6 protein-coding genes are annotated in these 12,265 nt (G+C 64.2%); 4 read left to right on the top strand and 2 right to left on the bottom strand.

The annotated features are described in order from the left end of the window. Both C8263_RS15365 and C8263_RS15360 read left to right on the top strand, forming a co-directional pair. Complete coding sequence (locus C8263_RS15365; protein WP_146160714.1) at positions 1 to 1,347, top strand: hypothetical protein; 1,347 nt, start codon at positions 1 to 3, stop codon at positions 1,345 to 1,347. Positions 1,348 to 1,473: 126 nt separating this feature from the next. After that, the gene (locus tag C8263_RS15360; protein WP_107139037.1) at positions 1,474 to 2,148 is read left to right on the top strand and encodes an SMI1/KNR4 family protein; all 675 of its coding nucleotides are present in this window, start codon (positions 1,474 to 1,476) and stop codon (positions 2,146 to 2,148) included. A 212-nt stretch (positions 2,149 to 2,360) separates the two neighbouring features. Here the strand turns inward: C8263_RS15360 and C8263_RS15355 are convergent, their stop codons facing one another. Together C8263_RS15355 and C8263_RS15350 are read right to left on the bottom strand one after the other, a co-directional pair. After that, positions 2,361 to 3,482 (bottom strand): HNH endonuclease, encoded by a 1,122-nt coding sequence (locus tag C8263_RS15355; RefSeq protein ID WP_107139016.1) that lies wholly within the window; start codon positions 3,480 to 3,482, stop codon positions 2,361 to 2,363. Further along, positions 3,475 to 3,777, bottom strand: a complete 303-nt coding sequence (locus C8263_RS15350) for an HNH endonuclease (RefSeq protein WP_107139015.1) — start codon at positions 3,775 to 3,777, stop codon at positions 3,475 to 3,477. Before C8263_RS15350 ends, C8263_RS15355 begins: the two co-directional genes overlap by 8 nt. Positions 3,778 to 4,153: 376 nt before the next feature. Between C8263_RS15350 and C8263_RS15345 the strand changes: the two genes are divergently transcribed. Together C8263_RS15345 and C8263_RS15340 are read left to right on the top strand one after the other, a co-directional pair. Next, positions 4,154 to 6,853 (top strand): DUF262 domain-containing protein, encoded by a 2,700-nt coding sequence (locus tag C8263_RS15345; protein ID WP_107139014.1) that lies wholly within the window; start codon positions 4,154 to 4,156, stop codon positions 6,851 to 6,853. A 301-nt stretch (positions 6,854 to 7,154) separates the two neighbouring features. Continuing rightward, the gene (locus tag C8263_RS15340) at positions 7,155 to 12,263 is read left to right on the top strand and encodes a DEAD/DEAH box helicase (protein ID WP_107139013.1); all 5,109 of its coding nucleotides are present in this window, start codon (positions 7,155 to 7,157) and stop codon (positions 12,261 to 12,263) included. Positions 12,264 to 12,265 lie beyond the last annotated feature (2 nt).

Below are 12,265 nucleotides of genomic sequence, written 5' to 3'. Positions count from 1 at the left end.
ATGAATTCGGAACGGCCATCCTGTCGGGTGCTTCTCAGAAGCACAGATTACTTTGAAGCGCACCAAACGTTGAGGTACAACGGCTGGAAATTAGAGCATGTCGAATATCCGGAAGAACATAACAATGTCACGACTCGTATGATTCATGTCTTCCGGAACAACGAAGCGCTCAAGGCGATTGCGGTAGAGGATCAGCCGTTGGGGCTGGACTACGTGGATTTCTACGGCGAGGACACGGCCGTGATTCAGGCAGCCGCTGAACACCTTGAGGGGTACACGGAAGCGGAGTTGCAACGCGCGGCGGAGCACGTGCAGGCCCCGGACGAGCTTCCAGCGCTGCTGCTGAAGCTGGGTCTCACCGCCCTGACCCACAACCCGCCCTGGAAGCAGGCTTTCATCGAGCAGCACATCCGTCAGGGGGCCCGGGAAACCCGTTGTGCTGCGCTCCTGGCGGCCACCCTCGCGGTCGACCCGGTCTTCCTGCCCGCGATGCAGGCGGCGGCGCAGGACGAGGATCCTGAGGTACAGACGTACAGTGCCGGGCTCCTGCAAGTTTTGAATACCGGCGGCCACCCGACACAGGAGACCAACGGTCTGTCCGGTCCAGCAGACATGCCGAGCGCGGAACAACCCGTTGCCGACCGGTTGACCGAGCGCCGCCAGGCCCTCATTCAAGCGGCCCTGACGGCCCCGGTGGGGGAGACCGCCACCTGGATCAGCCCTCTGGCAAAAGGGACATCTGAGGGGTTGCAGGGGTCCTTCTGGGTGCGTCCCCATCGCCGCGTGCTGGTGAACACCGAAGCCTGGAGTGCCAGCTTGTTTCTGCGGGCCGGTGGCTGGACGGTGGTGGACTGGGAGATCGAAGAAGAGGACCACGAGGTCCTGGCCGCGCGGTACGTGTACGTGAGTGCCGGCAGCCCTGACGTGCGGGCGGAAGTGATCCAGACGCTGGGCTTGACCTTCGTGGATTTCTATGGGAACGACGAAGCCGAAATCGACCGGGGCATCGGGCTCCTGGAGGGTGTGTACACGGAGGACGAGCTGCGCACGGCGGCGGAGCAAGCGACCCTGGGGGCGGAACTGAACGAAGTGCTGCTGCAGCTGGGTATCACGGCCGCCACGCTGAATCCAGCGTGGAAACGGCGCTTCATCGATGGTCATCTGAATTTCGCCCCAGCAGTGCAGCGAAAGGCAGCGATGCTGGGGGCGACGTTTTCAATGGATCCGGTGTTCCTGCCTGCGCTCGAAAACGCCGCTGAGGACGAGGCAGTAAGCGGCAAAGACCTGGAGGTGCAGGCCTTTGCGCGGGCGATGCTGGAGGTCTGGGCAGCCCGTCGCCCAGCCTGATACCGGCTGGATGAACGGGCAGTTGCGGAAGACGGTACGGGCCTACCGAGCTGAGGGCGCCCTTCAGGTCGCTCAGCAGCTGACGGTTGTCCAAGCGATCAAACCATTGCGAGCGTGGAGAACGAGATGACGGTGGAGAACAGCTCCTCAGCCTGGATCGACTACCGGCAGGCTTTCACGCGAATGGCCGACGAGCTTCACGGGAATCCGCACTTCACGGTGGAGCGGTTCGAACTGGGGGACGCGCTGTCCGCCGCCGACATTCAGGCCCTCGAGACCGAAACCGGTTACGCGTTGACGGCCGATCTTCGGGCCTTCTACGGCCAGATGAATGGGGTCAGGCTGAAGTGGTTTCTCAACCCTGACCTCAGTGAACAGGAACGTCAGGCCTTTTTCCTGTCGTCCCCGGAGATGGACGTCGAGAACCGCAGTGATGCGTTCGCCTCGGCGGCGATCCACATTCTGCCGCTTCGGGAGGTGCTGACCCGGCCGTGGGGCGACGAGGTGTACTACGACCCTGAGCTGGGCTTTCACGGTCAGGCGCTGAGCGAGGAGGACTTTCACCAGAGCATGCGGCCGTTCGACCTGTTCAGCGAGTACCGTGCGTGCATCCTGGCCTTCACCCGGAAGAAAGACCCGGCGGTTTTCCTGCTCGACGATCATTACGGGATCTGGGACGAGTCGAAGGGCACAGATGTCCGGTCGTACCTCAATTTCATTCTGGCCACCAAGGGGCAGTCAGACGCCAGAAAACGGTGGCTGTACGAGTACGAGGGCTACCAGCAGCGCGTGTCGTTTTGAGGGCCCTGATCCAGGGTGGCGCGTCTGGCCTCTCGACAGCCTGGCGAAACTGGGTGTGAGCTGCTGCAGGCCAGGGGACCCGGGAGGTCACGGGGGCTCGCCGGTTCCGGCGTTGTGGACCGGCCCTGGCGCCGCGCCACCTGCCTGCCTTTGAGAGGCTGCCGAATCAGCTGGGGGGCCCAGAGGTTCGACGTCGGCGTTCCGGCGGGGCGTCAGTAGCGCGGCACATTCCGCGCCTGCGCCACGGCGTGGCTCAGCTGAACCACCTCCTGGGCGAGATGCGCAGGGGCCGGCACGTGGCCGAATCGTCCCTGCACGTCGCTCAGGAAGCTGGTGGCCAGGCTGGGCACCGCCGTGTATGCCGCGTACGTCTGCGTGAGGATGGGCAGCGCCTGATGGAGCCTGCTTTCCCCAGGAATACGGGCGCGCTTGACATGCATGTTGTGCTGCGGATCACTTGGGATCAGGTTCCACCATTCGTTGATCGGATGAACCGAGACTGGAATCAGGTGGTCGAGCTGGAAGCCCTCCGCCCTGAGGGCACGCCCGGTCCAGGGACAGGTCAATCCGTGGCCTTCGAGGAGCAGCATCCTCACCTGGTTCCGCTCCCAGGTCAGGGGCACCCGGGCCTCTGGAGCAGCTGTCAGCAGGGTGAACACCTCGCCGCGGGTGACGGCGGGGGTTTGATCGACCCGCTCGACGAACAGGCTCCATTCGTGCAGGCTCAGCGCCTCAACCCAGAGGGACAAGTCCCGCAGGGCCTGCCAGAGATCAGCTGGAACGACGAACGCCAGTTCTTCAGGCTGCGCGCCGGGCAGTGGGTGGCCCGGCAGGGTCCGGACCGGCGCGGGTGCACTGAAGAGGCCGTAGGCGCCGCTGGTCCCGGCGTACTTCACCGGCTGCTTCACGGCCTGTGTGGTGGCGTCCAGCGCCTGCTCCGTCAGGGTGAGGAGGTGCGGCTCAAGCCGGCCCCGGCCCGCCCGGTACTCAGCCAGGAGGAGGGCGCCGTCGGCCGGGTGGCCGCGGGTGTAGGGCAGCGCGTCCCAGGCGTGGCGCAGCCGGGTCAGCGCCGCACGGAAGCTCATGTCCTGACGCTGGACGCCGCCCCGGATGGGGCGGACGCCTTGCTGCACTTCCTGTTCACCAACAAACGGCCAGTAGGAGACCAGCCAGCGTTCCGCCACCCGGCGCAGCGGCACGATGACAGGCTGCTGCGGCCACCAGGGGTACTCGAGCGCCAGATCATTCAGGGCGCGGACCAGCGCGAACTTATAGGTGTTGGCCTTCGCCTCGTGACGCAGGAGGGTCGCAAGCACGTCACGGCCGTCACGCATAGGAGGGGGGCTCCGCGTAATCCAGCAGCCGCTCCCGATTCGGAGGAGTGAGTCCGCGCTGAGATTTAGCGAGCGTCTGGCCTGCCAGGGCGTGACAGTAGTGGCCATCGTGGACCTCTTCCTGGCCGTGGCGGCTCGCCAGGAGGCGCCGGTCATCCGGATCCACTGCGACGAAGCCCTGATCGTCCAGGCAGTGCAGGTCGCTGCGCAGCAGAAGCCCATTGCCGACCTCGTGCGGGCCGCCCGATGCGTACGGCTGAACCTGGGCCGCTTCAAGCACTGGCAGGAGCTTCACTCTAGTCAAGGTACATCGGCGTTCGTCACCACGGCTCGAAACGCCCCTGGGCCAGGCGGGAATCGGTTGATCCGCAACGCACCAACGTGTGGGGGTTGCCTGCCGCAAGCGTGACAGGCCGCGCATCTGCTGCCTGTTGCACGGTCAGCAGGCGGTCAGTCACCGGCCCTCTGTCGTAGGGGGCATATTCTTTTCCTACAAATGTGCGGTGTTCAAGTAGGAACGTCAGCTGCTTGACATGGCGGCGCAGGTTGACCTCAGGGCTGGTCGGCTTCTCCAACCGTGTTGACATGGGTCACTGGCTGTTCTGTGTTGTCTGAACGCCAAAGCGTTATTGAGCTGAATTTGAAAGAGTTGAGCGAATAGAGTCAAAAGGATGCGTCCTGACAAGCGTGGTGTGCTGGAACTGTTTGAGCGTCCTCAGCGTTATGTGATTCCACTCTATCAGCGCCGCTATGTCTGGTCCAGGCAAAGACAGTGGGAGCCCCTCTGGGCAGATGTGCAGCACCGTGCAGAAGCCGTCCTGTCAGGGGAGAGGCGAGTGCGGCCTCACTTCCTGGGGGCTGTGGTCTGGTCGTATGTACGTCCCACAGGGCGGGAAGTACCTGCCTACGAAGTCATTGATGGCCAGCAGCGCCTCACCACGTTTCAGATCCTGCTGGCCGCTTTCCGGGACGTCACTGCTGACATTGACCCGGACATTCACCGCGAGTTGGAGCGTGTTACGGCCAATGACGGGATGCGGGAACACGAGTTCGAGCGGTTTAAAGTCTGGCCGACCCGCTTCGACCAGCCAGCTTTCGAGCAAATTCTCGATGCACGTGACGTGACCATGGTGACCGCCTCTGTGGAACAGGCCCGCACTGCCTTTCAGCACGTCTCTGCCCTTGCTGCGGGCTACGTCTATTTTGCTGGTGCCATTCGTGACTGGCTTATGGAAAATGATCCTGTGCAGCGTGCCGACGCTTTGTTTCAGGCGCTGCGACGACATTTACAGGTTGTGACCATCGATCTGGAGGAGGATGACGATCCGCAGGTTATCTTCGAGACTCTTAACGCCCGCGGCGAACCTCTGCAACCTGCGGATCTCGTCCGTAACTTCATCTTCAATGATGCGGCGCGAACGAATGAGCATCAGCAGCGCCTGTATGACACCTATTGGGTTCAGTTCGACGAGGACAAGAGTTTCTGGCGAACACCGGCCGCACGTGGCCGCTTGGTGCGTGACCAGTTGGCCTGGTTTTTATCGGCCTTCCTCACGGTCAAACTCAATGAGGAAGTGGCCGACTCGGCGATTTTCCACGCCTTCAAGCGCTGGTGGCAGGCCCGGCCGGAAGTGAACCAGCCGGATTCGGCGGAACTCGGCTTGCGCGAACTGAGCCGCTACGCAGCCACGTACGATCAGCTCAACCACGCGCCTGCAACGACCCGTCTCGGCATCCTGACTCGGCGCCTGGAGGCCATGGACATCAGTACGCTGACCCCTGTTCTGCTGTATCTCCTCACCGAGTCGGCCTTAGATGAAGCTGGGCTGGTTCCATTGTGGGAGGATTTGGAGTCCTACACTGTCCGACGTTTCGTTTCGAACTTGGGAACGAAGAATTACAACCGCTTCTTCTTGCAGTTGCTTCAAGAGTTCAGGCGGCATGGCGTCAACCGGTCTGTCCTGCGTACGTTTCTGTCTCGTGGCGCCGGGGAGAGCGTCCGCTGGCCGGATGACGCTGAATTCCACCGGAATCTGGTGACCAGTCCGGTGTACCGCAAATTGCGCGCCCGCGGGGTGAGCATGGTTCTCGAAGCCATCGATGTTCAGCTGCTGAGCGGCAAGCAGGAGAAACTGCACATCGCTGAAGCGCTCAGTGTAGAGCACGTTCTGCCCCGCAGCTGGAGGAAATACTGGGCCGCGCCGCAAGCCACGCCGGACATCGAGAATCCAGATGCCCACCGCGACGCGCTGCTACACACACTGGGCAACCTGACCCTCGTGACGGGGAAGCTCAACAGTGGCCTGTCGAATGGACCCTATAAAAGGAAACGGGTAGAGCTCGCGCGTCAGAGCCGCTTGCCGCTCAACCGTTTCTTTCAAGATCAGCAGGAGTGGGACGAAGCTGTCATTGAGGCCAGAAGCAAGAGCCTTGCAGAGCACGCCCTGATCATCTGGGGAGCCCCAGATGAAGCGCACATCGTACAGGCGGCAACCGAAGCCGAGAGCCTGACGAACGCCACCACTCAGCTTGATCAAGCGCAGGCACTTCTCGCACAGTGGTTCCCGAAGACTTTTTATTTTGAAGAGGTGGTTGATGGTTTCCAGCTGCTGATGAGGCACTGGTCCCGTTCACTGAAGTATCAGCTTCTCGTGGAAGAAGGTGACCAGGGGGAGTACTTTCGACTGGGTCTTTACGATCTTGTGCCGTCGTCGGAACCTTTTAAGCAAGATGTGGGCAAGGCACTGGTGAAGGTCGCCGAACAAGTGGCACTGCACTTCGGTGAATATCAAGTCGAATTTACACCGAGCAGCATCGAAATCCTTCTCCCCGAGGACACGTCCGCGTCCCGACTGGTCAGTGCCGTGATGCGCTTCCTCCTGTTGACGACAGCGCCTGTCGAGCTGGCCCTTGCCCCTTACATACGGTCCCGGCGCATTGGCTGGGCCCTCCCAGGCGTCGTCGCGGCAGTCCAGCCGCTGCTGCCTGCGGGATACTTTCTGCACAGCCGCAACATGCGGGATGGAAGTACGTATCAACAGGTCGGTCACGGGGGCTGGGAGACCTATCTCCGCTTTGAAATCCGTCCCAAGGCGGACGAGGTGATCGTCGCCTTTCACGAAGAGCTCCATCCAGCCCATCCGGCAAAGGCACGGCTCAAGTCCATCTGGCCTCAGCTGTTTCAGCAGGCGAAGGAGGCTTTTCCCGCACGGAAAGTAACGATTGAGGAAAAGTCAGAATTGAGCCGAATTCTGATCACGGTGCCGGTCAGGACCCGGGCACATACGCAGGATGTCGCTGTCACCCTGGTGACCCTGATTCATACACTCCATCCTCTTGTGGCGCCTTTGATGCAGCCTGATGAGATGTGATCTTTCGGTCCAGCTCCTTTTTGGTCTGTTGCCGGTGTGCCCATGAACGTTTTTCAGTTTAATCCCCAGAGATCAGGCGCCTCGTCTTGGGGACTGGACGCTTCAGGCCGCGGTACAGCGGGATGGCGTTTCTCCTGGCTTCGGCGTCATGGTGGCCTGTCCCATCAACCTGAGGCATGGGGGAAGTCCCAGCGTCCAAAAAGGGTGCCAGCACGACTTTGATGCAGTTTAGGGTTGAACGATCACCTATTCTTGAAGCGTCCATGGTCAAGTTGCCCGATGCCCTTCTGAACAACGCCGCATGAACATTTTCGAGTTTCGTCAGGACGTCATCCGGCAGTACCAGTCGTACGTCTCGTCTTTCGTCCACATCCGTGACCGGGACATCCGGGCCTACGTGGACGCGCAGATGCAAAGCGGCGTGTTCTGGCCAGACCCGCTGGCCCAGCTGAACCCAAATTTCACACCAGGTGGCAGCGTCAGCGAACTCGTCGGTGAAGGGACGTTGCATCCCACGTGTGCGGACCTGTTCGCTGCGGGAGAGCCGCGCGCCGCCTTGAATCTCCACGCGCACCAGCGGGCCGCGATCCAGTTGGCCCGCCAGGGTCAGTCGTACGTGGTGACCACCGGCACCGGGTCCGGGAAATCCCTGACGTACATCCTCCCGATCGTGGATCACGTGCTGAGGCGCGGCAGTGGCCGGGGCGTGCAGGCCATCGTGGTGTACCCCATGAACGCCCTGGCGAACAGCCAGATGGAGGAACTTACCAAATTCCTCGGCGAAGCGGGCCCAGTGACATTCCAGCGGTACACCGGGCAGGAGGACCGGGAGGAGAAAGACCGCATCATCTCGAACCCACCGGACATCCTGCTGACGAACTACATGATGCTCGAGCTTATCCTGACCCGTCAGGACGAAGCGGCTCTGGTGCGCGCGGCAGAAGGTGTGCAGTTCATCGTGTTCGACGAACTGCACACCTACCGGGGCCGGCAGGGTGCGGACGTCGCCCTGCTGATCCGGCGGTTGCGGGAGCGTCTGCGCGCGCCTGAAGCAGTCTGTGTTGGGACAAGCGCGACCATGTCTTCCAGTCCGGTGTACGCGGAACGTCAAGCGGCCGTGGCGCAGGTCGCTTCGCGGATCTTCGGGGTAGACATCACGCCCCAACAGGTGATCGGGGAGACGTTGGAGCGCGTCACGTCGGGCGTGCCCTCAGTGACACAGCTGCGTGACGTGGCCGCGCAGCCGGTGCCCGCCACGTTCGAGGCGTTCATTCAGGACGCCCTGGTGGTGTGGCTGGAAAACCGGGTGGGGCTCCGTTGGGATGACGCTGCGGGGCGGTTTGACCGTCAGCCCCCGCAGGCGGTTGCGGGGGATGCTGGCCTGGCGGCACAGCTGGCGGCCGAGACGGGACTGCTCCCCGCGCAGTGCCTGGAGGCATTGCAGGGCCGCCTGCTGGCGGGGAACGCCTTGCGCCACCCGGCGACGGGGCGGCCTGTCTTCGCGTTCCGCCTGCACCAGTTCATCAGCAAGGCCGCGACCGTGTACGCCCCGCTGCTGCCTCCATCAGAGCGGCTGGAGCACCTCACCCTGCGGGGGCAGCTGTACGCGCCCAACAGCGGACGCTCCCTGCGGCTGTACCCGCTGGAATTCTGCCGAAACTGCGGTCAGGAGTACTACTCGGTCCGGAAGGTCGAGGACCACGGCACGGGGCGGTGGACGTTCGTGGCGCGTGGCGGGGACGTCCGGCAGGAGAGCACGCCGGACGACGGGTACCTGTTCGTCGGGGACGCCCCGTGGCCTTCTGCCGAGGAAGAGATGATGCCCCGCCTGCCGGAAGGCTGGGTGGAGGAAAAGAACGGCACGCTCCGCGTGAAGTCGAGCCGGCGCAAGCAATTGCCGCGCCCCCTTCGCGTTTCGGGGGCAGGCGAAACTGGAGATGGCACGGGCGTCCAGGCGGCCTTCATCGAGGGGGAGTTCCGCTTCTGCCTGTGCTGCGGCGTGAGTTACTTGGGCCGCACCGGAAAGCTCACGAAACTCGCCACGCTCAGCAGTGAAGGCCGGTCCACGGCCACGACGCTGCTCAGCATGGCGGCCGTGCAGGGGCTGCGCAAATCCGACCTGCGGAACACCGCCCGCAAGATCCTGTCGTTCACCGATAACCGCCAGGACGCTTCGCTGCAAGCCGGGCACTTCAATGACTTCGTCTTTGTGGCCTCCCTGCGCGCGGGCCTCGCCCGCGCCCTGAAGGTTGGACCGCTCACCCTCGAGGACGTGGCCAGGAAGGTTTTTGCCGCGTTGGAACTCGACTTGGCCAGTTTCGCGAGTGATCCGAACGTCCGCTTCGGAGAGCGGGAGCGCACACTGAAAACCGCACACAACCTGATTGGGTACGCGCTCTACACGGACCTCGCCGAGGGGCGGCGGCTGACCCTGCCCAACCTCGAAGGGGTGGACCTCGTGCGCTTCGAGTACCCCTTCCTGCGCGAGGTGTGCGAGGCGCAGGATCTCTGGGAGCGGACGCACCCGGCCCTGGCGGTGGTGCGTCACGGCGTCGTGGCCGCCCGCGAACGCGCGGCGCGGGCGCTGCTGGACTGGATGCGCCAGAACCTCGCGATCAAGGCGCCGTATCTCGACGCGGAGTACCTGAACGCCGTGGTCCTCAACCTCGGCCTGATCCGTGAGGACAGCCCGCTCTATCTGCCCGCCGAAGAGGCCCAGAACCTGACCACCGCGCGCCGGGTGGTGCTGGGAACGGCCACTCGGGATGAGGGACGCGATCTCACGCGGCTCTCCCTCAGTGCCCAGGGGGCCGTCGGCCGATACCTGACCCGCCCGGAAACGCTGGCCTGGAGCCAAAACCTCACACGGGGCGACGTTGACGCCATTCTGCAGGATTTGTTAGGCGCCCTGTCGGAATTCATTGAGCAGGTCGAGCCGGGGGCGTACCAGCTCAAGGGCACCTCGTTCACCTGGCATGCCGGTCCTGGCACGGAGCCCTCCATGGACGCCCTGCGGGTCGTCCGGCCAGCAGGCAGTGACGCGCCGCGGGTAAACGCGTTCTTCCTGTCGCTGTACCAGCAGCCAGCTTCGGAATTTGTGGGCCTGCACGGCGCGGAGCACACGGCGCAGATCCGCGCGGAGGAGCGCGAGAAACGCGAGGAGGACTTCCGCGCTGGGACGCTGCCCGCCATGTTCTGCTCGCCCACAATGGAACTTGGGGTGGACATCAGTGACCTGAACGTCGTGCACCTGCGCAACGTGCCGCCCACGCCCGCGAACTACGCGCAGCGGTCAGGCCGCGCGGGGCGCAGCGGGCAGCCGGCGCTGGTGATGACGTACGCCACCACCGGGAACAACCACGACCAGTACTTCTTCCGCCGCCCGGGGCTGATGGTGGGCGGAAGCGTGTCCACGCCCCGGATTGAACTGGGCAACGAGGCCCTCGTCCGCTCGCATGTCCATGCGATCTGGCTCTCGGAGACGGGACAGAAACTGCCGCCGTCCGTGGCCGAACTGCTGGACGTCAACGGTGATGAGCCAAGCTTGACCCTGCTGCCGGATCTGCTCACGCCCTTTCAGGATGAGGGCGTGGGGCGGCGTACCCTGGACCGGGCGCGGCAGCTCATCGCTGGCCTGGGGGTCGATCTCACGCATACCGGCTGGTACAGCGAGGAGTGGCTGGCCTATACCGTCCGGCACGCCGGGCGGGAGTTCGACCGGGCGTGCGACCGCTGGCGGGGCCTGTACCGCAGCGCCCTGTCGCAGCTGCATCTGAACAACGCGGTGCTTGCCGACGCCGGGAAACGTCACCTGCAGGAGCAGGCGCGGCGGCTTCATGCCGAGGCGAACACGCAGCTCGGGCTGCTGCGCAGCCCGGAAGGTGAGCTTTCGGACTTCTACACCTACCGCTACCTGGCGTCGGAAGGCTTCCTGCCCGGGTACAACTTCGCGCGCCTGCCCCTTTCCGCCTTCATTCCTGGACGGCGCGGCGCCAAAGGACGGAACGACAGTTACCTGTCCCGGCCGCGCTTCCTGGCCCTGTCCGAGTTCGGGCCGAACGCCATCGTGTACCACAACGGCGCGAAGTACGAGGCACACAAGGTCATTGTGCCCGCGCGAGGGGAGACGAGTGAACTCCCGACCGTCAGCGCCCAGCGCTGTGAGGCGTGCGGGTACCTGCATCACGGCGCCGCCGCGGCCGCGCGGGACGTGTGCGAGAACTGCAGCGCGACCCTCGCGCCGCCGCGCCCGAACCTGTTCCGGATGACGTCCGTCGCCACGCGCCGCCGCGAACGCATCGGCAGTGACGAGGAGGAGCGCCGCCGGATCGGCTTTGACATCAAAAGCGGCCTGCGCTTCGCCACGCGCGGTGGGCAGGCCGACCGTGTCCCGGTCGTGGCCCGGACGGAAAAAGACGCCCTCCTCAACCTCACGTACGGGGACGGCGCGACGCTGTGGCGCATCAACTACGGCTGGCGCAACCGCGAGAACAAGCAGGAGCTGGGCTTCCTGTTCGACCCGGAAACATCCCAGTGGCTGAGCGCCGTCGGCTACGAGCGCAAGGTCAAGGCGGCCGGCGGCCGGGACGTGCCGGTGCAGCGCGTGATTCCGTACGTGGAAGACACCCGCAACGCCCTGCTCATCGAGCCGGGGGCGTCCATGGACGCCTCCGGCCTGGCGACCCTGCAAAGCGCCCTGAAAAACGCCATCCAGCTCACCTACCAGCTTGAGGACAGTGAACTCGCCGCTGAACTCCTCCCAGACAGCTTTCAGCCGAGGCAGATCCTGCTGTACGAGGCGTCCGAGGGGGGCGCCGGGGTGCTGCAGGACCTGGTGTTCCGTTCTGGGGCGCTCGCGGACGTCGCCGGCGCAGCGCTGAACCTGCTGCACTTCGACCCGTTGACCGGTGAGGACCAGGGGCACGCCCCGCACGCCACAGAACGGTGCGAGGCCGCCTGCTACGACTGCCTGATGACCTACGGCAACCAGACCTTCCACGACCTGCTGGACCGCTTTCTGGTTAGGGACCTGCTCCGTGCCCTGCAAGGGGCGCGGGTCACGGTTCAGGAGAGCGCCGACACCCACTTCAGTGACCTGCTCGCGCAGTGCGGCAGTGACCTGGAGCGTGAGTGGCTGCACTTCCTGCAGGGCCAGGGGCGGCGCCTGCCGTCACACGCGCAGCTGCTCGTGCCGGACCACTATGCCCGGCCGGACTTCGCGTACGCGGCGCACTCAGCCCTGGTGTTCATCGACGGTCCGCACCACGACGGGCCAGGGCAATCGGCGCGGGACGCCCGGGTTCGCGAGGACCTGGAGCTCGCCGGCTACACCATTATTTCATTCACGTACGACCGAAGCACCTGGCCGGCGCACCTGGCCCGGTACGCGTTCGTCTTTGGGGAAGGCTAAAT

The organism is Deinococcus arcticus (genome assembly GCF_003028415.1).
In the GTDB taxonomy this organism is placed as follows: Bacteria; Deinococcota; Deinococci; order Deinococcales; family Deinococcaceae; genus Deinococcus; species Deinococcus arcticus.
This window is presented reverse-complemented; position numbering and strand designations above follow the sequence as displayed.